The following is a 25,923-nucleotide window of genomic DNA, read 5'->3' as shown; positions in this document are numbered from 1 at the left end:
GGGCTTCAGCCCAGCGTCAAAGCGACCACACCCAGCGCGATCAGCACGGCACCGCCCACGCGGCGGTGCATCTCCCCCTCTCCCAACAGACGTACGCCGAGTAGGGCGGCGACCATCATCGACATCTCCCGTGCCGGGGCGACGTGCGAGACCGGTGCGTACTTCAGCGCGGTCAGGATCAGGAAGTACGACATTGGCGAAATCAGCGAGATCAGCACGATCTTGCGCCAGTTCGACTGCCAGAGCATGGCCATGCGCGCAGGGCGCGAGCATGCCATCGGTGCCGAGAGCACCACCCGCAGCACGTTCTCAAGGTAGTAATAGACGAGAGGGGAGAGCAGCAGGGTACGGATGGCGTAGGCATCGGCTAGCGTATAAGCCGCGATGAATCCGCCCGTGAGCACGCCCCAGCCTGCACCCGCGTGCATGCTGCCAGGCCGGAACAGGCGCTCGCCGCCGGCGACGACCAGCACGCCGCCCACCACAAGTCCAATGCCCACGAGCGCGAGCCAGCCGGGGCGCTCCCCCAGCAACACGATCGCACCGAGCGACGACAGCAACGGTCCGGTGCCGCGTGCGAGCGGATAGACCACCGACAGATCGCCCACCCGGTAGCCGCGCTGCAAGACGAGCGTGTAGCCATAGTGCAGCAAGGCGCTCACCGCAATGACGGCCCAACCCGGCGCCGAGGGCCAACCGGCCTCGGCACCGATCAGAAAGTACAACGCCAGCGGCGTGTAGAGCACAACGGTGAGCAGCGCATAAAGGAAGACGAGTTGCGGGCCGCCCCCTTCGCTGGTGTCGATGCGTTTGGCGAGGAAATTCCACGTGGCGTGCAGGAATGCGGCGGTAACAACGAGGGCGAGAGCGGTGGGCGACATGGCGAGGGCTGTTTTTTGTGTCAATTGTATGACGCATTGCCTGCCCACTTTCAGTCACTTTTGGCCAATGTCCGCCCACGCTGGCCCGCGCGCCCTCACTTTTGCAACTCGGTTGCAGCGCTGACGGCGCTGTGCTTAAATCGATTCATGAGCCTTACTCAACTACAACCGTATCTGGAAGCCGCCCGAACGAGCTTGCAGGAGCAATCGGGCCGTGTGACCTCGGGGCGTGTCCGTGTGCTGGCCTTGCTGCTCAAGGCCGGCCGGCCGCTGACCCATCAGGAAGTGCTGGCCGATCTGGCCACCGACGCCGATCCGCTCGACCGCGTGACAGCCTACCGCGTGCTCGACTGGCTGGTCGCGCAGGGCTGGGCCACCAAACAGGCGGGTGACGATCGTATCTTCCGCTTCGTGATGGCCGAGCACGTCGATCCGCAACGTGCCGCGTCGCCGCGTCCGCATACGCAACACGGTCATTTTCGCTGTGTACGCTGTCATCGGACCTTCTGTCTTGACGACTGGCCCCAGCATCCCCAACTGAGTGAGCGAGAACTCAAACGCCTGCCCCAGGGTTTCGTGGGCGAACAGGTCGAGCTGCTGATTCACGGCACTTGCGCACAGTGCGCGGGCGCCCCCAACTGACGCGTGCCAAGCCGCTTTGCGTCACCTCGGGTAGAGTGACTGACATTCAGGCGGCACCGGGCGCGCCGTTTCACAACAGGACATTGCATTCATGACCCCCGTCACTATCCTGACCGGTTTTCTCGGCAGCGGGAAAACCACGTTGCTCAAGCGCATTCTGACCGAAGCGCACGGCATGAAGATTGCCGTTATCGAGAACGAATTCGGTGAAGAGAACATCGACAACGACATCCTCGTGCAGGAGAACGCCGAGCAGATCGTGCAGATGAGCAACGGCTGCATTTGCTGCACGATCCGTGGCGATCTGGTGCAGGCGTTGTCCGATTTGAACAGCCAGCGCGACGCCGGCAAGATCCAGTTCGATCGGGTGGTGATCGAGACGACCGGTCTGGCGAACCCCGGCCCGGTGGCACAGACCTTCTTCATCGACGACGAAGTGGCCGACACCTACCGGCTCGACGCCATCATCACGCTGGTTGACGCCAAGCATGGCCCGCAGCAGCTCGATCAGCACGAGGTGGTGCAGCGTCAGGTGGGTTTTGCCGACCGTCTGTTCATTACCAAGGCCGATCTGGTCACGCCCGAGGTGCTGCACGATCTGAAGCATCGACTGGCGCATATGAACCCGCGCGCGCCGCAGCAGGTGGTCGATTTCGGTCAGGCCGACCTCAAGCAGATCTTCGATATCCACGGCTTCAATCTGAACGACAAGCTCGATATCGATCCCGACTTCCTGGCCGCCGACGAGCATGCGCACGATCATGATCACGGCCATGGGCACGACCACGATCATTCGCACTGCGATCACGATCACGGCAAGTGCGATCACGAAGGGCATGACCACGGGCATCATCATCACCATGCCCATCACGACGACGCGATCAAGTCGTTCGTCTTCCGCAGCGAAAAACAATTCGATCCGGCCAAGCTGGAGGACTTCCTCGGGAGCATCCTACAGGTGTACGGCGAACGCTTATTGCGTTATAAAGGCGTATTAAACATGCGCGGCATCGATCGCCGGGTCGTGTTCCAGGGCGTGCACCAGATGATGGGCAGCGATGTGGGCACGAAATGGCAACCGGGAGAGACGCCGAATACCAAGATGGTATTCATTGGTGCCGAGCTGCCGAAAGACATCATCCTGCAAGGGCTGGAGCGCTGTCTGGTCTGAGCGGGACTGCCGAATCGAGCAACGGGAAACCCCTTAACCGGGGCTTTCCGGTGATTCGGTTACAATACCTGCCCACTGGGCTGTCGCCAGCGAATTCACGCGGCATTCCGGGGGGTAGGCAGGGGAGCACCGCCATGGCCACCGCCTCTCGCAAGACTGCCACCGCACGCCCCACGCGCCGGTCTGACCCGGCGCCAGATGCGGGTGCCAAGCGTGCTCCAGCAGGCAAATCGAAGACGGTCGAGAAGGTCGCCGCCAAAAAGGCCGCGCCCAAATCGTCCGGCAGGAACGTAACCCAGGAAGCCGCCCGCGGCATCGCCGGTAAGCAAGACGTCCCATCTGCTGCAGGGGCGTCGCCGGACTATCCGAAAGAGACGCCAGAAAAACCCATGAGCAAGAAAAGACTTTTGACCGAGGCCGAAATTCTGAAGATGGGCGAGAAGGACTACATGAATGAAGATCAACTCGCCTTCTTCAAGGATCGTCTGGAAACTCTGCAAGCTGACATTCTGCGCAATGCCGGTCAAACGACCGAGAACCTTCGGGAAACCATTCTCGTGCCGGACCCGGCTGACCGCGCCACGATCGAAGAGGAGCACGCACTTGAACTGCGTACCCGTGATCGTGAACGCAAGCTGCTGAAGAAGGTGCAGCAATCGCTCGCCCGTATCGATTCCGGCGAATATGGCTGGTGCGAGGAAACCGGTGAGCCGATCGGCATTCCGCGTCTGCTCGCCCGCCCGACCGCTACTCTGTCGCTCGAAGCGCAGGAGCGTCGCGAACTGCGTCAAAAGCTGTTCGGCGACTGATCGCAACACGCATTCCGGCCCGACGCCGCGCGGTGGCGGCCACGCCGTCGGACCCCTCGGTTTGCAAAAGGCATGTCTTCACGACATGCCTTTTTTGTTTGCCCACCGCTCGCCGCCCAGTCGCTCTCGGCTCGTCCGGCGCTGTCGCCTGCGCACAACACAGCGTAAGGCTCGCAGCCTAAGCGGCTTTATGGCAAAATTGCAACTCAGTTGCAATTAAATCTCTCCATGCCGTCCATCGAATCCGTCTTCCGCCAATGGCGTGCGTGCTTGCGCATGCCGAATGGCCGTGGACGAAGCGGATGGATCGCGTGGCTCATCGTCGCACTGCTCTGCGTGCAGATGTGGGGCCTGCAACATGAAATCTCGCATGCGCGCGAGCTTTCGGGCGCCGCTCAGCGGGTGTCGGCGGCAGTCGATCTGGATGACCCGGACTCGGATCTCACGTTTGCCGGCGAGGGCGGTGGAGCCTCTACGCAAGCCGGCTTCGGCTTTCATCATCATTGCCATCTGTTTGAAGGGGCGACGCTGGCGGCAGCAATGGCCGTGGCCGTGCTGCAATGGCGCGGCGATACCGCCAGAGCGAACGCGCCGATGCGGGCCACCGGTCGCAGCCACGCCAGTGCGCTTCAACGGCCATTCGATTCTCGCGCCCCGCCGGTCGCGGTCTGACCCTACGCGTTCTCTCGCGTTTTTCCGCGCTTTGCGCGCGACTCCCTGCCGATACCAGCACTGATCTTCGCTGCCTCCCGAGCGTGTGAAGCGAGCGTGCTGCTGCGCGTTCGTCTGCCGTTTGGCGTCGACGCGGCAGGCATTCGTTCGCGCCGATGCACGGGGTACCCGGGCGTCCTGAGCCCTCGGGCGAGGCTCCCTGCACAGACCCAACAGAATTCATACCGACATGGCACACCCTACTTCGAACGCCGCGCGTGAGCGTGCGGCGTCTTCGCTCGCTTTTGCTGCTTCTTCGCTTCTCGCCGTGCGTCGCGCGCGCCGCGCACTGCCCGATCTGGCGCCGCTGCCGTTGGCTGCGGCACTGACATTCAGCGCGCTTGCCGCGACGAGTCTTTCCGCTCAAGCGGCTGATGTCCCTTCCGAAACGCCTTCCGCCGCCGCCCCGGCGGCGCCGGAAGCAGCACTACCGACGACTTTCGTTACGGGGAATCCGCTCGGCCGTGCCGCTGCCGATCTGACCGTGCCGGTGACCGAACTCGACGGGAAAGCGCTTGCGCTGCGCCGTGCCGGAACGCTGGGCGAGACGCTCGACGGACTGCCGGGGGTCTCGGCAACGTCGTATGGCCCGAACGTCAGCCGGCCGATCATCCGGGGGCTCGACGGCGACCGCATCCGCGTGTTGCAGAACGGCACCGCCGCCCTCGATGCGTCGTCTCTGTCCTACGACCACGCCGTGGCACAAGACCCGTTGACGATCGAGCGCGTCGAAATCGTGCGCGGCCCAGCCGCCCTGCTCTATGGTGGCAATGCCGTCGGCGGCGTAATCAACACCATCGACAATCGTATTCCGCGTGAATCCATCACGGGCATTTCCGGCGCGACGGACTTCAGCTACGGCGGCGCGAACCGCGAGCGCGCGGGCGCGGCACAGCTCGAATTCGGCAATGGCCAGTTTGCGTTCCATGTCGACGGCTTTGCCCGGAAGAACGCGGACCTGCGTATCCCGGGCTTCGCCCGTTCGGCACAACAACGCGCCCGCGACGACGAAGATACGCCGCAACCGTCAGGCACATTGCCGAACAGCAACGGGCAGGTGAGCGGTGCTGCCGTAGGGGCGTCGTGGACCTGGGCGAACGGCTATGCGGGGCTGTCGTACTCCGGTTACGACTCCGACTACGGCACCGTTGCCGAGGCCGACACGCGCATCCGCATGCGGCAGCAGCGTCTGGCGCTGGCAAGTGAAGTGCGCAATCTGAGCGGCCCTTTCACGGCCCTCAAGTTCAACTTCGGCTACACCGACTACGAGCACAAGGAAATCGAAAACGGCGAGACGGGTACGACCTTCAAGAATCACGGATACGAAGGCCGAATCGAAGCGCGCCATGCGAAGATCGGACCGCTTGAAGGCGCGGTGGGCGTACAGTTCTCTCAGAACACATTCTCGGCGCTGGGCGAAGAGGCTTTTGTGCCCAAGAGCGACACCCGCAACGTGGCACTGTTCGCGCTCGAAGAGTGGGCCGTGAGTCAGGCGGTGAAGCTCTCGTTCGGCGCGCGCATCGAACACACGAGTGTGAAGCCGGCGATGGGGGGCAACGAGCGTTTCGACGACCTGCCGTCGCGCAACTTCACCCCGGGTAGCGTCTCGGCTGGTGCGGTCTTCGCGCTGGCGCCGGCATGGTCGGTAGCGCTCAACACCTCATATACGGAGCGCGCTCCCACGTTCTACGAGCTATACGCGAACGGCCCGCATCTGGCGACCGGCGTATGGGAAATCGGCAATCCGCAGGCCAAGCTCGAGAAGGCCTTCTCAACCGATCTGTCGCTGCGTTACGAAAGTGGTCCGAACAAGGGCAGCGTCGGTTTGTTCTACAGCCGCTTCACCAACTTCATCGCCCTGAACAACACCGGGCAGACGATTGCCGAGGACGACCGGAACCTGCCGGTCTATCAGTACGCGGGGGTTCCGGCTGACCTTTACGGTGTCGAGGCCGAAGGCCGCGCGCGCCTCTGGCAGGGCTACGGCAATCTCGATCTCGAACTGCGTGGCGATTACACCATTGGCCGTAATCGCGATACGGGCGAACCGCTGCCGCGCATTGCACCGTTGCGTCTGACGGCGGCGCTGGCGTACGGGCTGGGCCATTGGGGCACGCGACTGGAAATGGTGCATGCGAGCAATCAGGGCCGTGTGCCCGCCAACGATCTGACGACAAATGGCTACACCACGCTCGGCGCGGCGCTTACCTACCAGTTCAAGGCAGGTGGCGCACAATGGCTGGCCTATCTGAAGGGTGAGAACCTGACCAATCAGGAGGTGCGTCTGGCCAGTTCGGTGCTGCGCGACATTGCGCCGCAGGGCGGGCGTTCGGTTCGCGTGGGGTTGCGCACCACGTTCTAAGCGGTAAAACGCCGCAAAAACGAGGCAATTTCCGAGAAATTGTTTCGCAACACTCGATTCGCGCGGTGCAACGCCGCGCGAATCTTCCGATCCATGCCGCTATTTTGCGACACCGGCCTGCCAGAAAAGCTGGGGTTGCCCCAAGCCGTCGACGCCTCTTGATATTCTTTCGATTGCCCTAAACTACAGTCACGTCTCGCCCGGCAGGGTGCGTCGTCACGGTCGTGAGGGCGCGTCAGGCGTCCGGGCCAATCGTTACGGGGCGCGTTGTCGCCCCCCGAAAAGGAACAGGCATGGAGCAATATCACGGCACCACCATCGTCTCCGTTCGGCGCGGCGATCAGGTCGCGCTCGGCGGCGACGGTCAGGTCACGCTCGGCAACATCGTGATGAAGGGCACCGCACGCAAAGTGCGCACGATTTACGACGGCAAGGTCATGGTCGGCTTCGCCGGCGCCACGGCAGACGCCTTCTCGCTGCTCGACCGCTTCGAGGCGAAGCTTCAGAAGCACCAGGGGCATCTGACACGCTCGGCGGTCGAACTTGCCAAGGATTGGCGTACCGACCGTATGCTGCGCCGTCTCGAAGCGATGATGATCGTTGCCGATGCCGAGACCACGCTGGTCATCACCGGCAACGGCGATGTGCTCGATCCGGAGGGCGGCGTTGCCGCCATCGGTTCGGGCGGATCTTACGCACAGGCCGCGGCGCGCGCGCTGGTCGAGAACACCGACCTGACGCCGGCAGAGATCGTCAAGAAAGCGCTGACGATCGCGGGCGAAATGTGCATCTACACCAACGGCAACCACATTATCGAATCGCTGCCGCAGACGGCAGCGAAGTGACGACGGACGACGCGCGCACCGCAGCAGGTGGACTCCTGCGGTGCGACTTGCCGGCCGGCGGCGGCGAGCATGCCGGCCGGGCGTCACCCTCTGTGCGAACCCCTAATTTGGCGAACGTCATGACCCATATGACCCCCTCCGAGATCGTTTCCGAACTCGACAAACACATCATCGGCCAGCAGAAGGCCAAGAAGGCTGTTGCGGTGGCGTTGCGCAACCGCTGGCGCCGTCAGCAGGTGGCTGAGCCCCTGCGTCAGGAAATCACGCCGAAGAACATTCTCATGATCGGTCCGACCGGTGTCGGCAAGACCGAAATTGCGCGCCGTCTGGCCAAGCTGGCTGATGCGCCGTTCATCAAGGTCGAGGCGACCAAGTTCACCGAAGTGGGCTATGTCGGCCGCGACGTGGATAGCATTGTGCGCGACCTCGCGGAAATCGCGATCAAGCAGACGCGTGAAGCCGAAATGAAGAAGGTGCGTACCAAGGCCGAAGATCGCGCCGAGGATCGCATTCTCGATCTGCTGCTGCCGACCGGGCGCGAATCGTCGCGCGATATCCGTTTTGGTTCGGCGTCGCACGAGGTGGAAACGAACACGGAAGATAACGCGACGCGTCAGACCTTCCGCAAGCGCCTTCGCGAAGGTCAGCTCGACGACAAGGAAGTCGAACTGGAAGTGGAAATTCCGGCACAGGGCATGGAGATCATGGGCCCGCCGGGAATGGAAGAGATGACCGAGCAGATCAAGGGCATGTTCGCGAATCTGGGTAATCAGCGCAAGAAGCGTCAGAAGCTCAAGATCAAGGACGCGCTCAAGGTGCTGACGGACGAAGAAGCGTCGAAGATGCTCAACGACGAAGAGGTCAAGCAACTGGCCCTGCGTAACGTCGAGCAGAACGGCATTGTGTTCCTCGACGAAATCGACAAGATCGCCACGCGTAGCGAAGTGGGCGGCGGCGACGTGTCGCGTCAGGGTGTGCAGCGCGATCTGCTGCCGCTGGTCGAAGGCACGACCGTGAGCACGAAGTTCGGCATGATCAAGACGGACCACATCCTGTTCATTGCGAGTGGTGCATTCCATCTGGCCAAGCCGAGCGATCTGATTCCGGAACTGCAAGGGCGCTTCCCGATTCGCGTCGAACTCGAATCGCTGTCGGTGCAGGATTTCGAAGCGATTCTCACGCAAACGGACGCCAGCCTCGTCAAGCAGTATCAGGCGTTGCTCGCCACGGAAGACGTGCATCTCGAATTCGCGCCGGACGGGATCAAGCGTCTCGCGGAAATCGCGTTCTCGGTCAACGAGAAGACCGAGAACATCGGTGCACGACGTCTGTACACCGTGATCGAGAAGCTGCTGGAAGATATCTCGTACAACGCCGGCAAGCAGGCGAGCGAAGTGGTGTCGATCAACGCCGAGTACGTGAATCGTTTCCTCGAGGAAGTGGCGCAGAACGAAGATCTGTCGCGCTACGTGCTGTAAGCCGCGCCGAGAGATCGAAGCGACGTGAAAAAGGCCCCGGGAGGGGCCTTTTTTCGTCTGGCGACGCGCTGTGTGAGCGGCGTGCGGGCGCTGCGCGAGCACTGTATGGCTGCGCTATCGCGCGTTGCCCTGAGGTTACTGCTTCACAGGCCGCTTCAGCAGCTTGCGCTGCAACGTGCGCCGATGCATGTTCAACGCGCGTGCCGTGGCCGAGATGTTGCCGTTATGTTCGGCGAGCACGCGTTGAATGTGTTCCCACTCGAGGCGTGCGACCGACAGGGGCGACGGGTTCTCGAAGGCTTCGTCGGCCTGCGTTTCGCTTGCGTCGCTGCGTAGCGACGCGAGGATCGTGTCGGCGTTGGCCGGTTTGGCGAGATAGTTGTCCGCGCCGTCCTTCACGGCCTGTACGGCCGTCGCAATGCTCGCGTAACCGGTGAGCACCAGCATGCGGGCTTTCGGTTGCAATGCGCGCAGCGGAGCGATAAGCGGCAGTCCCGAGTCATGGCCGAGATGCAGGTCGACCGAAATCAGATCGAACTGACGCGTGCGCGCCGCGAGCAGCGCCGCAGCACTGTCGGCGGCGATCTGCACGTCGTAGCCGCGACGGGTCAGCGCCCGGGCCAGTGTTTCGGCGAAGACGACATCGTCGTCGATAAGGAGGAAATGCGAGGCGTTCATGTCTGACTCCGCGAGCCGAAGAAGAAGGTGGCCATCGGCAAGCGCAGCTCGGCGCGCGTGCCTTGCGGCGCGTTGGGGGTGAGGACGATATCGCCACCGAGACGCTGCGCGCTGGCAAAGGCCAGATACAGCCCCATGCCATGCCCGCCGTGTGTGCTCATCACCGGGGAATTCCCCAGCCGCGTACGCAATTCGGCCGTCATGCCAGGGCCCTCGTCGCAGACGGTGAAGTGCACATTGTCCGGCGTGACACTGACGTCGAGCGTGACCGACGACGGGCTGAAGTACGCTGCGTTATCGAGCAGGATGGTGAGAATCTGACCGACCTGCACGGTGTCTTCGATGCGTGCGGTCATTTGCGGCGGCACGCGTAACTGAAACTGCACCTGCGGATGGCGCAATCGCCATTGCGTGGTGAACGCGGGCAGCCACTCGGCTACCGCCTGACGCACCGGCGCCGCAGCGCGCGTCTGCACGTGGCCGATGGCGCTCTTGCACAAGGCGATTTGCTGTTCGAGCGTCTGAAGATCCGGCTCGAAGGGTTTGAGCGCGTCGTTGCCCCGACTCTCGCTGCGGAGTTCGCCCACGACCACGGCCATCGTCGAGAGCGGTGTGCCGAGTTCATGCGCTACGCTCGCGGCCTGTGCGCCTAGCGCGGCCATGCGTTCGTCGCGCAACAAACGCTGCTCGGCGCGGGCGAGTTGCGCGTCGCGCGCGCGCAGCGCCCGCGACATTCGCGAGACGAACCACGCGATGACCAGCACGCTGACCACGAAGTTGACCCACATGCCGGCCAGATGCAGGCGCAGCAGATTGCCCGGATCGGCCAGATCGAGCGGTACGTACTGGAAGTTCAGCGCGCCATAGGCGACTAGCGAGAGCAACGCCAGTTGCGAGGCGTTACGCCACGGCAGTACGGCGGCGGCAATCGCCAGACCGGGCAGGAACAGCGAGACGAAGGGATTGGTTGCGCCGCCCGAGAAGAACAGCAGCGCGGTGAGCGCGGCCAGATCGACGAGCAACTGTCCCATCAGATCGAGATCGGTGCGGCGCTTCGCGCGCTCCAGCCCGCGTCGCGCCCGTACCCAGGTGAGTACGTTGAACAGCACTTCGAGAGCGACGATGGTGAGCATCGGCTCAAGCGGCAATCGCACGCCGAGCCAGAGTTGCGCGACCCCGATCGTCGCCAGTTGGCCGACGATGGCCAGGCAGCGCAGCCAGAAAAGCTGAACGACGTTGGTTCGCTCGATGGGAAAATGAGTCATACGACAAGTGTACCAAGTCCGGGTCCCGGGCTATCCCGCGTGGCCCGGCGCTGCGACACTCTGCCGCACGGGGGGAACAAGCCGCAATGCACCTCATCACACTTCCCGCACACACGTGCGGCGAGGCGCGTCTACAATGAAGATCCACGTCTCGCGCGGCATGGTGCCGCGCGGCGTCTCATGCGATACAGGGCGGATGTGTGTCCGTCGATAACGAAAAGGAGTTTGCATGAAGCACAAGCTTTGGGTGGCTGCCGCGCTGAGTCTCGGCATGGCCTCGGCCTATGCGCAGGTGGATGTCTCCGACGCGTGGGCGCGCGGCACCGTGCCCGGCCAGACGGCGACCGGCGTTTTCATGACGTTGCAGGCGCATCAGGCGACTACGCTCGTTGGTGCGAGTACGCCGGTGGCGGCGAACGCCGAAGTGCACGAGATGAAGCTTGAAGGCACGCTCATGAAAATGCGCGCGTTGCCCAACGGCTTGCCGCTGCCGGCCAATCAGCCGGTGCAGCTCAAGCCGGGCAGCTACCACATCATGCTCACGGACCTGAAGGCGGCGCTCAAGAAGGGCGATACCGTCCCGTTGACGTTGCGCTTCGAATCGGCGGATCACAAAAAGTCCGAGCAGCAGGTGCAGGTGCCGGTGCGCGATCTCACGGCGGGTGCGCCTGCGGCGGGCGGCGGCATGGCGGGCATGGCGCACGGCGCGCACAGCCAGTAAATTCGGCGAGCGCTGACGCAGCCAGTCAGCTTCAACGGGGATCGGCGGCGGTGCCGTCGATCGCCACACCGGCACCGGCAAGCGCCGCGCGCAGACAGTCGGGGCACAGACAGCTGCCGGCACCGAGCCGGGCCGACGCAGGCAGGCGGGGCCAGTCAAGGCACCAGCACCGGATATTGCCGGCGTTGTCAGCGCAAGCCAGCGCCCCGCACGTCACCACGGCGCCGCACTTCGGGCAGCGTGACGGATCAGGATCAGGATCAGGATCGGGGGCGACGCCGGCCGGTTTCGTGGGGTTCGGGTCAGTCATGCTTACCACGTCATGAGAGACGGCGCCGCGACGGTGCCAGTGTTCTGCCGGGACACCAGCGACCGCGAGTTGCGCAACTGCAACAGCACGCACGCTGTCATTGGCCGGCCACAAGCGGGCGGTTGAGGCGCCGAAATCGGGGGGCGAGCGGCGATGCGGTAAAAATCGGCCACTGAAGGGCGTCCAGGAATAAGTGAAAGGGGTGATACGCACACGCGATTGTGTGCCGCTGAGCGGGCGAAAATCGCCGCTTTTGCGGTTGCCGTCCGGTACGTGACGAAGGGTAGCCATGGGCATTGCCCGAGGCAAGTCCCAGACCCTTCCGAAACCCGTCGAACCCCGGCACGCAAAGGCTTCTTGGTTGTACAATGCGCCGTGTTTCTGGTCCACCTGCGAAAACCTTCCCGCCATGTCCGATCCGCAACTGTCTTCCATCGACGACATCGCACCTGCTCTCAAGGCCGAAGTGCTGGCTGAGGCGATGCCGTATATCCGCAAGTACCACGGTAAGACCGTGGTGATCAAATATGGCGGCAACGCAATGACCGAAGAGCGTCTGAAGCAAGGCTTCGCGCGCGACGTCATTCTGCTCAAGCTCGTCGGTATCAATCCGGTGGTGGTGCACGGGGGCGGTCCGCAAATCGATCAGGCGCTCAAGAAGATCGGTAAGCAGGGCACGTTCATCCAGGGCATGCGCGTGACCGACGAAGAGACGATGGAAGTGGTCGAGTGGGTGCTCGGCGGCGAAGTCCAGCAAGACATCGTGATGCTGATCAACCAGTACGGCGGTCAGGCGGTGGGTCTTACCGGCAAGGACGGTGGTCTCATCAACGCCCGCAAGATGCTGATGCCGGATCGCGAACATGAAGGCCAGTTCCTCGACATCGGTTTCGTCGGTGAAGTCGACTCGATCAATCCGGCCGTGGTGCGCGCGTTGCAGGACGACGCTTTCATTCCCGTGATCTCGCCGATCGGTGTGGGCGAAGACGGTCAGGCCTACAACATCAATGCCGACCTCGTGGCGGGCAAGCTTGCTACGGTGCTGGGCGCCGAGAAACTGGTGATGATGACCAACATCCCGGGCGTGATGGACCGTGAAGGCAATCTGCTGACCGACCTGTCGGCACGCGAGATCGACGAACTGTTTGCAGACGGCACGATCTCGGGCGGCATGCTGCCGAAGATCTCGTCGGCGCTCGACGCCGCGAAGAGCGGCGTGAAGTCAGTGCACATCGTCGACGGCCGCATCGAGCACTCGGTGTTGCTTGAGATCCTGACGGAGCAGCCGTTCGGCACGATGATCCGCTCGCACTGAGCGCGACGTCATGCGGGGCGTGTCGATGGCAACATCGCAACCCGCAAGTCTCAAGGGCGGACCCTGCGGGGTCCGCTTTGCATTTGTGCGATCCGTCTCGCGATGGATCGCGGATCGATGTTTCGACAACCCCTTCGGCCGATCGACTCACAAGACCCCATGCCCACACCTGCCTTTTTCTCCTGGAGCGGCGGCAAGGATTCCTGCCTTGCCCTGCACCACGCACTGTCTTGCGACACGACAGGCGCACCGCATTACGACGTGCGGCGTTTGCTGGCAATGTTCGACGAGACCGGCGACAGCTCGCGCTCGCACGGCCTGCCGCGAGAGTTGATGCAAGCGCAGGCAAACGCGCTCGGTATCGCACTCGACGTCGGACAAGCCGGGTGGCGCGAATACGAGACGGCGTTCGTTGCCCGATTGCAGGCCATGCGCGCAGATGGCATTACGCATGCGCTGTTCGGCGATATTGACTTGCAACCGCATCGCGATTGGGAAGAGAAGGTGTGTGCGGCGGCGGGCATGACCGCCGTGCTGCCGCTGTGGCAACGCGAGCGCCTGACACTCGCCAATGAATTCGTCTCGTTAGGCTACCGCGCGGTGATCGTGTGTGTGGACGGACGGCATCTCGGACCGGAATTCGTCGGCCGCGAATACGACGCTACGCTGCTGGCCGACCTTCCGTCGACTGTCGATGCGTGCGGCGAGAACGGCGAGTTCCATACCTTCGCTTACGACGGCCCTCGCTTCGCCCGCCCGGTGCCGTGGCGCATTGAGCGGATCGAGACGATACACGGTCCCCGGGAGTACGGCGGCACGCCATACCACCGCGCGCAAATCGTGTACGCCCAGGGCTAAGCCGGACGGGGGGCATCAGCCGGGGGCGGTGAGTTGCCGCAACTCGTCGAGCAGTTTGGCCGCAGGGCTCGGTAAGATCCCCTGGCGGCGGCGAAACGCCGTGAGGGTGCGCGTGGCGCGCACGGTGGCAATCGGTAGCGTGTCCATCACCTGTGCCCGCGCTTCGACGTCGTACATCGGTTCGGGCATCCATGTCAGAAAGCCGCATCGCGCGACCATGCTTTTGAGCACCGGCACCGAGCGTGTCTCCACGACGATGTTCGGCAACCCCAGCCCGTGTGCGGCGAACACGCCCTGCATGTGGGCGTACGGTGCCGTGCCGCGTGGCGGAATCGCCCAGCGCTGTGTCAGCGTATCCGCCAACTCGATGGTCTTGCGCCGGCGCAACGGATGATTGCAGGCGGCGACCACATAGCTGTCGTCTTCCCAATGGCAGTCGGAGATCGCGACGATGTCCTCGGTATCGGGGGCGACGGTGGAGAGCGCCAGATCGATCTCGTGCCGCATCAGTCCCTGCGCGAGCCGGTCCCACACGCCTTCGATGATCTCCACCCGCAGATTCGGCCATCGGTTGAGCACACGATCCACGGCAAGTGGCAGCACGTGACTTGCAATGGCCCCGACGGCGCCGACCTTGATCGTGCCCTTGGCCAGACCACGCAACGCATCGATCTCTTCGCGTGCGTGGTCGGCCTCGCGCTCAAGCAGCATCGCATGGGGCAGCAGCGCTTGCCCGAACGCCGTTAACGCCATGCCCTTGCTATGCCGCTCGAACAGCGGCGCGCCAAGGTCGGTCTCGAGCCGCTTGATGGTGCGGCTCAGCGCAGGCTGGGTGAGGTGCAGTTCCGTGGCGGCGCGGCCGAGACTGCCGGTCGCAACGATGGTCGTGAAGGCGCGCAGTTGCTGGAGATTCAGGCTCATGGCGGACGACGGAACTCAAGGGGAAGAGGGGCGCCAGGCACAGCGATGGCGACGCACAGCGACATCGAAAAGTCATGCAAAAGCGTAATGACTTCGGCACATAAAAGCAATTCCGGTGCATATATCGGCTCCCTATACTCGTCCAATCGCTCGTTCAATCGCACGCGATCGACGATTGATCTTCCGCGTCGGCTTTCCGCCGCACGGCCCGAGCTCACAAAAGAAACCACGCCGTCACGTATGCGCGTCGACGGCGGCACGAGACAACCGTATCCATGAAAGACAGCCGAGAACTTCGTGCCGGCCAAAGCGCCGGCATTCCCCAAGCCTTGACCGTTCGCGACGTGGTCATCGATCTGATGCGACGTCACGGCATGACCAAGGTGTTCGCTAACCCCGGTTCGACCGAATTGCCGTTGTTTCGCGATTTCCCCGCCGACTTCGAATACGTGCTGGGTCTTCAGGAGGCCGTGGTCGTCGGCATGGCCGACGGTTACGCGCAGGCGACCGGCAACGCGGCATTCATCAATCTGCATTCGGCCGCCGGTGTGGGTAACGCAATGGGCAACATCTTCACCGCGTACAAGAATCAGACGCCGCTCATTGTCACGGCCGGTCAGCAAGCGCGCGCCATTCTGCCGTTCGACCCGTTCCTCGCGTCGGTGCGCGCGACCGAGTTGCCGCAGCCCTACGTGAAGTTCAGTCTCGAACCCGCGCGTGCCGAAGACGTGCCGCTGGCCCTTGCCCGTGCGTATCACATTGCGATGCAGGAGCCGAAGGGGCCAGTCTTCGTCTCGATTCCTGTCGACGATTGGGATCGTCCGGCCGAGACGTTGCCGCCGCGTCAGGTGAGTACGCGAGTGCAACCCGAACCGGCGGCGCTTGCCCAACTGGGGGCGGCGCTCGACGCCTGTGCGCGTCCGGCATTCGTTGTCGGCTCGTCCATCGATCGTGCCGGGGCGTTCGACGCGGTGATCGCATTGGCCGAGCGGCATAACGCGCGTGTTTTCACGGCACCGATGTGCGCCCGTTGCGCGTTCCCGGAAGATCACCGCTTGTTCGCGGGCTTCTTGCCGCCGATGCGCGAGAAGATCGTCGGACTGCTGGGCGGTCACGATCTGATTCTCGTGATCGGTGCGCCCGCATTCACCTACCACGTGGAAGGCGCCGGGCCGCATGTCCCCGAGGGGGCGTCGTTGTTCCAATTGATCGAAGACCCGGGCGTGGCGGCGTGGACACCCGTTGGCGCATCGGTGGTGGGGAACGTGCGGCTCGGTGTCGAGGCACTGCTGGCGCGCGAGATCCCGCACGAGCGTGAATTGCCGCCCGCGCGTACGGCGCCGCCGGTCGCCATGGCGAACGTGCCGGGCGAACGCATGACGACAGCGTTCGCGCTGCAAACGCTTGCCCAGGTGCGCGACGCGCAAGATATCGTCGTCGAAGAAGCGCCGAGCGCGCGCTCGGTCATGCAGCAATATCTGCCCTTCACGTTGCCGGGCACGTTCTACACCATGAACAGCGGCGGTCTGGGCTATTCGATGCCCGCCGCAGTCGGTGTCGCGATGGCACACCCGGCGCGGCGCGTTATCGGTCTGATCGGCGACGGCTCCGCGATGTATTCGATTCAAGGCTTGTGGAGTGCGGCGCAAGCCAGACTGCCGATCACGTTCGTGATTTTGAACAACCGTCGTTATGCCGCGTTGCAGGACTTCGCACCGTCGTTCGGCTTCGGCCCGAAAGATCCGGTGCAAGGAACCGATTTGCCCGATCTCGATTTCGTTCGTCTGGCCGAAGGCATGGGTGTGCGCGCGCAACGCGTCGAGCAAGGGAGTGAATTGCGCGACGTCTTGTCGCAGGCCATCTCGAGCGGCGAGACACGTCTTGTCGAAATCGTGGTGGCATGATGCGCGGCGAGTGCCTGCGCCGCGTGTCGTGAGCGCCGCGCGCCATCCGTGACGAATCATCGAGCAAGGAGACAAATGCCAATGCAGATCCAACAAGACCCCAAGGCGCTGACGATGCTGATCGACGGCAAGCGCGTCGGCGCGACGCAGGGCGCCACCTTCGAGCGACGCAATCCGCTGGACGGCGAAGTTGCGTCGCGTGCCCCTGCCGCGACGGTGGACGACGCCCGCGCCGCCGTGCGCGCGGCATGGAATGCCTTCCCCGCATGGTCGAACACCGGCCCCGGCGAGCGTCGCGCGCGGCTCATGAAGGCCGCCGATCGGCTGGACGCAAAGGTCGAACAATTTCAGGCCGCGATGGCGGCGGAGACTGGCGCGTCTGGCTTGTGGGCGGGCTTTAACGTCCATCTCGCCGCGCAGGGGCTGCGCGAAGCCGCTGCAATGACGACGCAGATCGCAGGCGACATCATCCCGTCCGATGTGCCGGGCAGTCTCGCGATGGGCGTGCGTCAGGCGGCAGGGGTGGTGCTCGGCATTGCGCCCTGGAACGCACCGGTCATTCTCGGTGTGCGCGCATTGGCGCTGCCGCTGGCTTGTGGCAACACCGTGGTCTTCAAAGGCTCGGAGTTGTGCCCGGCCACGCATGGCCTGATTGCGGATGCACTCGACGAAGCGGGCCTGCCGCCCGGCGTGGTGAACTTCATTACGAACGCACCGAAAGACGCCGGCGCCATTGTCGAAGCGTTGATCGCGGAGCCTGCCGTGCGCCGCGTGAACTTCACCGGTTCAACGCGCGTTGGCCGCATCATCGCCTCGTTGTGCGCCGAACATCTGAAACCCGCCGTGCTCGAGTTGGGCGGTAAAGCGCCATGTCTCGTGCTCGACGACGCCGACCTCGACGCTGCTGTGAGCGGTGTCGCGTTTGGGGCGTTCGCCAACTCCGGCCAGATCTGCATGTCGACGGAGCGTATCGTCGTGGCGGAGTCGATTGCCGACGTCTTCGTGGAAAAGCTCGCCGCCAAGGCCTGCTCGTTGCCGTTGGGCGATCCGCGCGAAGGGCCGGTCGTTCTCGGTTCCGTGATCGACATGGCGACCGTCGAGCGTTGCAACGCACTCATCGACGACGCCCTCGCCAAGGGCGCGAAGTTGCTGTGCGGTGGCCGGGCTGACACTACGCTGATGCCTGCAACGTTGCTCGATCACGTCACACCCGATATGAAGATCTACAGCGAAGAGTCGTTCGGTCCGGTCAAGGGCATCGTGCGCGTGAAGGACGACGAAGCGGCCATCGCGTGTGCCAACGACAATGCCTACGGGTTGTCGTCTGCGGTTTTCAGCCGCGACATTGCGCGGGCGATGGGGGTGGCCAAACGTATCGAGTCGGGCATTTGCCATATCAATGGCCCCACGGTGCACGACGAAGCGCAGATGCCGTTCGGCGGCGTGAAGTCGAGCGGGTGGGGACGTTTCGGCGGCAAGGCCGGCGTTCACGAGTTCACCGATCTGCGCTGGATGACGGTGCAGACGACACCGCGTCACTATCCGTTCTGAACCCTGCCCGGCGGGCCGTACGCCCGCTGACGCAACGTAACGCCAAACCACCATACCGCCGCAGCCGGGAGACCGGAACAGACGGCCGGAGGAGACAACCGTGTCACAACAGTACGAAACCGCCCCTGCGGGGGCTGGCGCAACCTCCGGCCATGCCGGAGGCAGCGAGGTTCACCAACACGACGCCAATGCTGCTGCGAAGGCCGCAACGCCCGGCGCATCGGCGAACTACGGGCGCGTGGTAGCGGCCAGTTGTTTCGGTACCGCCATCGAGTGGTATGACTTTTTCATCTACGGCTTTCTCGCGCCCATCGTCTTCGACCGGCTGTTCTTCCCGCAGCTCGATCCGATGGCGGGCATGATCGCGGTCTTCGCCACGTTCGCCGTCGGCTTCATTGCACGGCCTATTGGCGGTATCGTGTTCGGCCACTTCGGCGATCGCATCGGCCGCAAGTCGATTCTGCTGTTCACGCTGATTCTGATGGGCGTGGCGACCACCATGATCGGCTTGCTGCCGACTTACGACAGGGTCGGCATGTGGGCGCCCGTCATGCTGGTGACGCTGCGCTTCGTGCAGGGCTTCGCGCTCGGTGGCGAGTCCGTCGGCGGCTTGCTGATGACGGTGGAAGGCGCCCCCGCACACTTGCGCGGCCTCTTCGGCGGCCTGATTCAGGCGGCGGGGCCGACGTCCATCGTGGGTGCGTCGCTCGCCATCGTGCTCATCACGCGACTGCCGGAAGACGATCTGCTCACGTGGGGCTGGCGTCTGCCGTTCCTCGTAAGTTTGCTGCTGGTGGCGCTGGGGACTTACGTGCGTCTGAAGGTGGAAGAGTCGCCGAGCTTCAAGGCGGCGGAGCAGCATCGCGATATCGCAAAGGTGCCGGTCGCCGAGGTGATCACGCACTACTGGCGGCCAACGCTCGTCACGTTTTTCATCTGTCTGGCCGAGACGAGCTTCTTCTATCTGGTCGCGATTTTCTCGTTGTCGTACGGCACCAAGACACTCGGCTTGCCGCGCAACACGATGGCCGACGGGGTGCTGTATGCCAACATTCTCGCAATGCTGACAATTCCCGCCTTCGGCATGCTGTCCGACAAGCTGGGGCGCCGTCCAATGTTCCTGATGGGACTGGCTGCCACGGCGATCTTCATCTATCCGTTCTTCCTGATGATGGGCAGCAAGGAGACCGCGCTGGTCGTCATGGCGATCGTGATCGGTGCTGGTGTGATTCATCCGATGATGTTCGGCCCGGAGGGCAGCTTCTTCTCGGAATTGTTCGATACTCGCGTGCGATTCTCGGGCGTATCGCTCGGCAAGCAGATCGGCACGGTGCTGGGCGGCGGACTGGCGCCGATGATCGCGGCGAGTCTGCTCGCGTGGAGTCATGGGCAGATCTGGCCGGTCATCGTCTACTTCCTCATCCTGGCAGCGATGGCCCTGATCTCGACCTTCCTTGTGCGTGAGACCAAGGATCGTACGTTGTAACGATCGGGCAACCCATGAAAGCACAACAGCCCCGCTCGCGATGCGCAGCGGGGCTGTTGTCTTCTGCGGCAGATGCCGGGCTCGATTACAGATCGAGCACGAGCACGGCGGATTTGCTACGCGAGCAGCACGGCAGGATCTGGTCGTTGGCGGCGCGTTCGTCGTCGGTCAGGTAGACATCGCGATGATCGGGCGTGCCGTCGATAACTCGCGTGAGACAGGTGCCGCACACCCCTTGTTCGCACGACATCTGCACTTCGACACCCTGCGCGGCGAGGGCCGCCACGATGGTCTCGCCGGCCTTCACATCGATCACGCGGCCACTCGAATGCAGCTTGACCTGGAACGGCGTGTCGCCACCGGTGTCCGCTTGCGCCGGTGCGGCGAAGTACTCGCGATGCACGTTGCCTTCCGGCCATTGCGCCGCTTCCGCTCGCGCAAGCACCGCCTCGATGAAGCCGGCCGGGCCGCAGACGTACAGATGCTTGCTGCCGGACGGTTGCGCGAGGATCGCGTCCAGATCGGCGCGCTCGCCGTCGCTGTCGAAGTACAGACGCGTCTTCGCGGCGAGATCGTCTCGCGCGAAGCGTTCGCGAAAAGCAGTACGCGCTGGCTCGCGCGTGCAGTAGTGCACTTCGAACGATGCGTTGCGCGCCGACAGCGCTTCGGCCATACAGAGAATTGGCGTTACACCGATACCCCCGGCGAGCAGAATGCTGTGCTGCGCCTGCTCGTCGAGCGGGAAGTGATTGCGCGGCGCACTGATCTCCAGCGTGGTACCGACCGTGAGGGCGTGCATGCCCTCCGAGCCACCCCGCGACGCCGGGTCGCGCAGCACGCCCAGGCAGTACCGATGCGTCTCGCCCGGTGCGTTGCACAACGAGTACTGACGCACCAGGCCGTCGGCCACGTGCACGTCGATATGCGCGCCCGCCGTGAATGCCGGCAGCGCGCTGCCGTCGACACTCACCAATTCAAATTCGCAGATGTCGGTGGCGACATCGCGCTTGTTCGCCAGCCGGACTTTCATGCTGCGTTCTCCGCACCTGCCACGGCCTGCGCGTTTGCGCTACCGGCACGTTCGGCGTCGATCAGACGCTCAAGCACCTTGCGCGACTGCACGCCGCCCGCATCGATGTTGAGCTTGAGAATCTTCTTCTCCGGATAGGCGGACAAATTGCGCTGCTGGGCTTCGAGCACCTCCTGGTCTTCGGCGAAGATACCGCCTTGCCCGCGCTTGATCGCGGCGGTCAGCTCAGCGTCTTCCGGCTTGAAGTTGCGCGCCATGCCCCAGAAGTACCAGATCGACTCGTCGGTTTCGGGCGTGATGAAATCGACCACGATGCTGCCGGCCTTTTTGTCGGCCGGTGCGTGGTAACCGCCGTGACCCGCGTGCGCAACGCCCACCTCGATCATCACATGACTCGGCGGCGTGAAGCGGCAGACTTGCCAGCGGTCGCACGGCACCTGATCGTCCAGACCGTTTGCACGCAACGCGCTCGCCCAGAACGGCGGCGCCTTGATGTTCTCCATGTGACGCGCCGTAATCACCATGTCGCCTTCAACGGTCGTCTTCGGCGGCGCTTCTTCGATTTCTTCCTGACCGATGCTCGTTGCATGCACGTACGTCTCGTGCGTCAGATCCATCAGGTTGTCGATCATCAGGCGATAGTCGCACTTAATGTGATACAGCCCGCCGCCATACGCCCACTGATCGCTCACCGCCCATTCCAGATGCGGGATCTCGTCGGGATTGGCGAGCGCGGCGTCGCCCGGCCAGACCCAGACGAAGCCATAGCGCTCCACACATGGAAATGCGCGTGTCTTCGGGAAACCGCCGACGCGCTGCCCCACCATCTTCGTGCACTTGCCGCCGCCGTCGACTGTCAGGCCGTGATAGCCGCACACGAGGTGGCCGTCCTTGACGAAGCCCAGCGAGAGCGCTGCGCCACGATGCGGGCAGAAGTCTTCCAGCGCCGCGACATTGCCGTTGCCGTCGCGAAAGAACACCATCGGCTCGTTGCAGATCTTGCGGCCCAGCGGCTTGTCGGCAAACTCGTCCGGGGTGCAGGCGACGTACCAGGTATTTTTGAGGAACATGATCGTTTGTCTCCTTGGCGCACCTTCGACCGGCGCGCTCTCGTTTCGATGGGGAATGGTCGGGATGAATTCGGGGGGGGGGCGCCTCAGAGCAACTGCGCGCCCATGCTGTGTTCCTGTGTGACGATGTGCTCGCGGCACATGAACTCGGCGCGATCGGGCTGGCGTGCGGCAATCGCCTCGACGATCGCGTGATGTTGACGATGCGCGTACGCAATGATGTCGGCGTATTGCCGCCGGTCCTCGTGGCCAAACGCCACCGTGCGCGGCGCGACGAACGGCACCAGATTGCAGCGCGCGATGAAGCCTTCGAGCAACGGATTGCGAGCGCCGGTCACAAGCAAATCGTGAAAGCGTGCGTTGAGCGACGCGTAGCCGATCTGCACTTCGGCGGTCATCATGTGGCCGGCGAGCAGGTCGTCGCCCTCGGCAAGCAAGTCGCGCAATTTCGCGAGCAACTCGGCGCTCGCGCCTTTTTCTGCAAGCAGACGCGCGGCATAGCCTTCGAGCGCGCCGCGCAGATGCAATGCCTCGACACTCTCCTCACGCGTGTGCGCCCGCACGGCATAGCCGCGCTGTCCGGCGCGCACCACCAGTCCTTCCTCTGCGAGCACGGGCAGCGCCTGACGCACCGGCATGCGCGAGACCCCGAGCTGTTCCGCGAGCTTGGCCTCGGCCAGGCGTTCGCCCGGCGCCAGTTCGCCCTTGAGGATCATCTCGCGCAATTGAACCGTTGTCGGCGTGGGATGCAGCATGCGTCTCCTTTCGATCGCTGGAATGCCTGCCGGTCGTTCTGGACCCTGCCAGATCCGGCTTTTTTTCATTATGGGATCCCGTAATTGCAAAACGCATCAGTGAATACCCTGCTTTCTGACAATACGGGATCCCGGATAGACTCGGCGCAGCATAAATGCGGGTGGTTTCATTCGACCGCAGGGCATCACAAGACAAAAGACGGAGACTTCGCGTGGCAAAGATCATTGGGGGGATCGGTACGTCGCACGTGCCGACCATCGGCGTGGCGTACGACAAGGGCAAGCAACAGGATCCCGCGTGGGCGCCGTTGTTCCAGGGCTACGAGCCCGTCGCAAAATGGCTGGCCGAGAAGCAGGCCGACGTACTGGTGTTTTTCTACAACGACCACGCGACCACGTTTTTCTTCGACATGTATCCGACGTTCGCGCTGGGCGTGGGCGAGTCGTTCCCGATTGCCGACGAGGGCGCGGGGCTGCGCCCGCTGCCGCCGATCCGGGGCGACGTGGCGTTGCAGGCGCACATTGCCGAGTCGCTGGTGAACGACGAGTTCGATATCACCGTGTTTCAGGACAAGCCGATCGATCACGGCTGCGCGTCGCCGCTGCCGCTGCTCTGGCCGCACAAGCCGGACTGGCCGGGCACGGTCGTGCCGATCGCCATCAACGTCTTGCAATACCCGCTGCCAACGGGCCGCCGTTGCTACCGCCTCGGTCAGGCGGTGCGCCGCGCCATCGAGTCGTATCCGGAAGACCTGCGCGTGGTGGTGGTGGGCACGGGCGGTCTCTCGCACCAGATTCACGGCGAGCGCGCGGGTTACAACGACGAAGCGTGGGATCGCGAGTTTCTGGATCTGCTGGAGCATCAGCCCGAGAAGCTCACCGAACTCAAGCATGTGGACTATGTCGAGCGTGGCGGCGCCGAGAGCGTCGAGCAAATCATGTGGCTGTCGATGCGCGGCGCGATGGGCCCGCGCATCAAGCGTCTGCATCTGAACTACTACCTGGCGACGACCACCGCCATGACGGTCGCGCTCTACGAGGAGGACGCCGCATGAATCCGCAACTCGAAGGGATCGAGGCGATCACCGGCACGTATGCATTCGACCTGCGTGTGAGTCACCGCACGCTCAAGCTCAATCGCTTCTTCTGGCACATGATCCGTGCGGAGAATCGCGAATCGTATCTGAACGATCCCGTCGCCGCGATGACGGCGGCCGGACTGAGTGCCGAAGAGCAAGCGATGGTGCAGGCGCAGGACTGGCTGGGGCTCGTGCGCCACGGCGTGAATTTCTTCGTGCTGGAGAAGTTTGCCCGCGTGGTGCGCAAGACCAATCTCGAAGTCTATGCGCTCATGCGCGGCGAGACACTCGAAGCGTTCATGGCCACGCGACGCGTGCCAACCATGCGTTGAGCCGGACATGGCCATCGACACCGCCATCAGCCTGACGAACACGCCGGCCGCCCCCCGGCTGGCATGTCACGAGCGTGGCACCTGGAGCCGTGCGCCGCAGAGCAACGAAGCGACGCTGTTGTGCCGCAAGCTGCGGGGCCTGCGCGCGATGGTTGCCGTGCTCGAATGCGATTCGGTCGCCCGGGCGGCGCGCATGCTGCATCTCTCGCAGTCGGCCGTGGCGCGCTCGATCTCCGACATCGAAGCGGAGTTGGGCTTCCCGCTTTTTCATCGCAGCGGGCGTGGCCTGATCCCGAATGCGGCGGGCCAACGTCTCGGCGTGCGCGCCACGCGAGCGCTTGCCGAACTGGCCAACGGCTATCGCGAGGCGTTCGCCGCCACGGCGTCGCAGGCCGACGGCGGCGCGCGCGCGGCGAGCCGCTTCGCGGCAGTCGTCGCCCCGCAGCAACTCACCAGCTTCATCGCCGTCGCAGAGTTGGGGAGCGGGCCACTCGCGGCGAACCGCTTGCAATGCTCTCAGCCGACGATTCAGCGCAACCTCGATCAACTCGAAGACCTCATCGGTATCAAGCTGTTCCGGCGCACTCCGCGCGGCACTCGTCTGACCGATGAAGCGCAGGCGTTGCTGGGCCCGGTGAAGCGGGCGTTGGCCGAACTCGCGATTGCCGAAGACGAACTCGCACCGTTCGGCGGCCGTCAGCAGGGCACGGTGATCGTGGCTGCATTGCCGCTCTCGAGCGGCTTTTTGCTGCCCAAGGCCATCGACAGCCTGTTGTACAAGTCGCCGTACCTGAGTGTGACCGTCGTCGACGGCACCTATGAAGCGCTGGTGCGGCAGTTGCGTCAGGCCGACGTCGACATGATTGTCGGCGCACTGCGCGCGAACGACGTGCCGCCGGACATTCGCCAGGAGGCGCTGTTCGAAGATCATCTGTCGGTGGTCGCGCGCGCCGATCACCCATGTCTGGTCTCGGGGCGAACGCCCACGCTTGCGGACCTCGCCCAGTACGGTTGGGTGAGTCCGCTGCCGTGCACGCCAGCACGCGGCGTGTTCGAGCGCGTGTTTCATGCAGAAGGGCTACCGCTGCCGCAGACACAGGTGCACGCAAGCAGTTCACCGGTGGTGCGCGGGTTGTTGTCGTCGAGCGATCGGCTCGCGTTGCTCTCGCCGGTGCAGATCACCTCGGAGTTGCGCACAGGGGAACTGGCCGTGGTGCCGGTGACCCTGCAACATGCGCGGCGCGCCATTGGCGTTGCCACGCGCCGCGACGGCTTGCTGTCGCCCGCCGCAGAGCAGTTGCTCGACGAACTGCGCGCACTTGCGCCAACGATGCAACATCCGACGTAATGCTCACGTAATACGCACGCCGCGTTCGCAAAGCGACCGGCGAGCGCGGCGAAAATCGCCGGATTCGCCATGGGTTGCATATCTCGTTCCTATCGATCGCGAACCTTTTGCGGTTCGCGGACCGGTTGTTGACCGGCACTCGCCGCGCCTTGTGCGGCGGGCGTTTCACCAAGGGAACGCGAGGTGTCCCGCAGCGTGAAATTTCCCTCGCAAAAATCGTCACATAACGTAGGGGAAATCTCGGGGATATACGAAAAACGCAACGCTCGACGCGGGAGTTTCATTCGACGTGTCGTTTTCGGCTGCCTAAGCTGTTCCCGACACATTGAAAAGGTGCGCCAACCCCCCGGCGCACCACATCAGAAAAAATCGGAGCGGCGCACGACGCCGACGAGGAGACG

At 63.7% G+C, this 25,923-nt stretch carries 24 protein-coding genes; 16 read left to right on the top strand and 8 right to left on the bottom strand.

Going from position 1 to position 25,923, the window contains the following annotated elements:
* Nucleotides 1–5: 5 nt before the first annotated feature.
* A complete protein-coding gene (locus AT395_RS23870; RefSeq protein WP_042113926.1) occupies nucleotides 6–881 on the bottom strand; it encodes a DMT family transporter in 876 nt (291 codons plus the stop codon).
* 147 nt (nucleotides 882–1,028) lie between these two features.
* Between AT395_RS23870 and AT395_RS23865 the strand changes: the two genes are divergently transcribed.
* The 7 genes from AT395_RS23865 (at nucleotide 1,029) to hslU (ending at nucleotide 8,899) form a co-directional block, all read left to right on the top strand.
* Nucleotides 1,029–1,523, top strand: coding sequence for a Fur family transcriptional regulator (locus tag AT395_RS23865; protein WP_042113929.1), 495 nt, complete (start codon nucleotides 1,029–1,031; stop codon nucleotides 1,521–1,523).
* 91 nt (nucleotides 1,524–1,614) lie between these two features.
* Nucleotides 1,615–2,694, top strand: a complete 1,080-nt coding sequence (locus AT395_RS23860; RefSeq protein ID WP_042113931.1) for a CobW family GTP-binding protein — start codon at nucleotides 1,615–1,617, stop codon at nucleotides 2,692–2,694.
* A 389-nt stretch (nucleotides 2,695–3,083) separates the two neighbouring features.
* Entirely contained in the window at nucleotides 3,084–3,503 is a 420-nt protein-coding gene (gene dksA / locus AT395_RS23855) for an RNA polymerase-binding protein DksA (RefSeq protein WP_010805609.1), read from the top strand.
* 228 nt (nucleotides 3,504–3,731) lie between these two features.
* Entirely contained in the window at nucleotides 3,732–4,175 is a 444-nt protein-coding gene (locus AT395_RS23850; RefSeq protein ID WP_048628501.1) for a hypothetical protein, read from the top strand.
* A 229-nt stretch (nucleotides 4,176–4,404) separates the two neighbouring features.
* Nucleotides 4,405–6,576 (top strand): TonB-dependent receptor, encoded by a 2,172-nt coding sequence (locus AT395_RS23845; protein WP_231606096.1) that lies wholly within the window; start codon nucleotides 4,405–4,407, stop codon nucleotides 6,574–6,576.
* Between the two features lie 293 nt (nucleotides 6,577–6,869).
* Nucleotides 6,870–7,421, top strand: coding sequence for an ATP-dependent protease subunit HslV (hslV, locus tag AT395_RS23840; RefSeq protein WP_042113934.1), 552 nt, complete (start codon nucleotides 6,870–6,872; stop codon nucleotides 7,419–7,421).
* A gap of 119 nt (nucleotides 7,422–7,540) precedes the next feature.
* Nucleotides 7,541–8,899 (top strand): ATP-dependent protease ATPase subunit HslU, encoded by a 1,359-nt coding sequence (gene hslU, locus AT395_RS23835; RefSeq protein WP_042113935.1) that lies wholly within the window; start codon nucleotides 7,541–7,543, stop codon nucleotides 8,897–8,899.
* 135 nt (nucleotides 8,900–9,034) lie between these two features.
* Here the strand turns inward: hslU and AT395_RS23830 are convergent, their stop codons facing one another.
* Nucleotides 9,035–9,577, bottom strand: a complete 543-nt coding sequence (locus AT395_RS23830; RefSeq protein WP_039370362.1) for a response regulator transcription factor — start codon at nucleotides 9,575–9,577, stop codon at nucleotides 9,035–9,037.
* Nucleotides 9,574–10,842, bottom strand: a complete 1,269-nt coding sequence (locus AT395_RS23825; protein ID WP_042113939.1) for an ATP-binding protein — start codon at nucleotides 10,840–10,842, stop codon at nucleotides 9,574–9,576. The genes AT395_RS23830 and AT395_RS23825 overlap by 4 nt, the downstream gene beginning before the upstream one ends.
* Nucleotides 10,843–11,071: 229 nt before the next feature.
* Here AT395_RS23825 and AT395_RS23820 point away from each other — a divergent pair, with 229 nt between their 5' ends.
* Complete coding sequence (locus AT395_RS23820; RefSeq protein WP_042113940.1) at nucleotides 11,072–11,563, top strand: copper chaperone PCu(A)C; 492 nt, start codon at nucleotides 11,072–11,074, stop codon at nucleotides 11,561–11,563.
* 31 nt (nucleotides 11,564–11,594) lie between these two features.
* Here AT395_RS23820 and AT395_RS25400 read toward each other — a convergent pair whose 3' ends face one another.
* The gene (locus tag AT395_RS25400) at nucleotides 11,595–12,164 is read right to left on the bottom strand and encodes a cysteine-rich CWC family protein (protein ID WP_058375259.1); all 570 of its coding nucleotides are present in this window, start codon (nucleotides 12,162–12,164) and stop codon (nucleotides 11,595–11,597) included.
* A gap of 118 nt (nucleotides 12,165–12,282) precedes the next feature.
* Here AT395_RS25400 and argB point away from each other — a divergent pair, with 118 nt between their 5' ends.
* The gene (gene argB, locus AT395_RS23810; protein WP_010805600.1) at nucleotides 12,283–13,188 is read left to right on the top strand and encodes an acetylglutamate kinase; all 906 of its coding nucleotides are present in this window, start codon (nucleotides 12,283–12,285) and stop codon (nucleotides 13,186–13,188) included.
* 159 nt (nucleotides 13,189–13,347) lie between these two features.
* A complete protein-coding gene (locus AT395_RS23805; protein ID WP_048628502.1) occupies nucleotides 13,348–14,046 on the top strand; it encodes a Dph6-related ATP pyrophosphatase in 699 nt (232 codons plus the stop codon).
* 15 nt (nucleotides 14,047–14,061) lie between these two features.
* On the opposite strand, the gene AT395_RS23800 is transcribed toward AT395_RS23805, so the two are convergent.
* A complete protein-coding gene (locus tag AT395_RS23800; RefSeq protein ID WP_048628503.1) occupies nucleotides 14,062–14,967 on the bottom strand; it encodes a LysR family transcriptional regulator in 906 nt (301 codons plus the stop codon).
* A gap of 275 nt (nucleotides 14,968–15,242) precedes the next feature.
* Here AT395_RS23800 and mdlC point away from each other — a divergent pair, with 275 nt between their 5' ends.
* The 3 genes from mdlC (at nucleotide 15,243) to AT395_RS23785 (ending at nucleotide 19,908) form a co-directional block, all read left to right on the top strand.
* Nucleotides 15,243–16,871 carry a benzoylformate decarboxylase gene (gene mdlC / locus AT395_RS23795; RefSeq protein ID WP_042113946.1) on the top strand — a complete coding sequence of 543 codons (1,629 nt, stop codon included), beginning with the start codon at nucleotides 15,243–15,245 and terminating at the stop codon, nucleotides 16,869–16,871.
* 81 nt (nucleotides 16,872–16,952) lie between these two features.
* Nucleotides 16,953–18,422, top strand: coding sequence for an aldehyde dehydrogenase (locus AT395_RS23790; protein WP_048628504.1), 1,470 nt, complete (start codon nucleotides 16,953–16,955; stop codon nucleotides 18,420–18,422).
* Nucleotides 18,423–18,522: 100 nt separating this feature from the next.
* Nucleotides 18,523–19,908 (top strand): MFS transporter, encoded by a 1,386-nt coding sequence (locus AT395_RS23785; RefSeq protein WP_048628505.1) that lies wholly within the window; start codon nucleotides 18,523–18,525, stop codon nucleotides 19,906–19,908.
* A gap of 85 nt (nucleotides 19,909–19,993) precedes the next feature.
* Here AT395_RS23785 and AT395_RS23780 read toward each other — a convergent pair whose 3' ends face one another.
* The 3 genes from AT395_RS23780 to AT395_RS23770 form a co-directional block, all read right to left on the bottom strand.
* Complete coding sequence (locus AT395_RS23780; protein ID WP_042113950.1) at nucleotides 19,994–20,938, bottom strand: PDR/VanB family oxidoreductase; 945 nt, start codon at nucleotides 20,936–20,938, stop codon at nucleotides 19,994–19,996.
* The gene (locus AT395_RS23775) at nucleotides 20,935–22,008 is read right to left on the bottom strand and encodes an aromatic ring-hydroxylating dioxygenase subunit alpha (RefSeq protein WP_042113951.1); all 1,074 of its coding nucleotides are present in this window, start codon (nucleotides 22,006–22,008) and stop codon (nucleotides 20,935–20,937) included. The genes AT395_RS23780 and AT395_RS23775 overlap by 4 nt, the downstream gene beginning before the upstream one ends.
* Before the next feature lie 86 nt (nucleotides 22,009–22,094).
* Complete coding sequence (locus AT395_RS23770; protein WP_048628506.1) at nucleotides 22,095–22,763, bottom strand: GntR family transcriptional regulator; 669 nt, start codon at nucleotides 22,761–22,763, stop codon at nucleotides 22,095–22,097.
* A 212-nt stretch (nucleotides 22,764–22,975) separates the two neighbouring features.
* On the opposite strand from AT395_RS23770, the gene AT395_RS23765 reads away from it, so the two are divergent.
* From AT395_RS23765 to AT395_RS23755, 3 genes are read left to right on the top strand one after another with little or no spacing between them, the layout of a single operon-like run.
* Nucleotides 22,976–23,818, top strand: a complete 843-nt coding sequence (locus tag AT395_RS23765; RefSeq protein ID WP_039370388.1) for a gallate dioxygenase — start codon at nucleotides 22,976–22,978, stop codon at nucleotides 23,816–23,818.
* Nucleotides 23,815–24,174, top strand: coding sequence for a protocatechuate 3,4-dioxygenase (locus AT395_RS23760; protein WP_042113955.1), 360 nt, complete (start codon nucleotides 23,815–23,817; stop codon nucleotides 24,172–24,174). The genes AT395_RS23765 and AT395_RS23760 overlap by 4 nt, the downstream gene beginning before the upstream one ends.
* Before the next feature lie 7 nt (nucleotides 24,175–24,181).
* The gene (locus AT395_RS23755) at nucleotides 24,182–25,522 is read left to right on the top strand and encodes a LysR family transcriptional regulator (RefSeq protein ID WP_048628507.1); all 1,341 of its coding nucleotides are present in this window, start codon (nucleotides 24,182–24,184) and stop codon (nucleotides 25,520–25,522) included.
* Nucleotides 25,523–25,923: the final 401 nt, after the last annotated feature.

It is taken from the genome of Pandoraea apista (genome assembly GCF_001465595.2).
In the GTDB taxonomy this organism is placed as follows: Bacteria; Pseudomonadota; Gammaproteobacteria; order Burkholderiales; family Burkholderiaceae; genus Pandoraea; species Pandoraea apista.
Note: the sequence above shows the minus strand (reverse complement) of the source record. Positions and strands in the feature narration are given on the sequence as shown.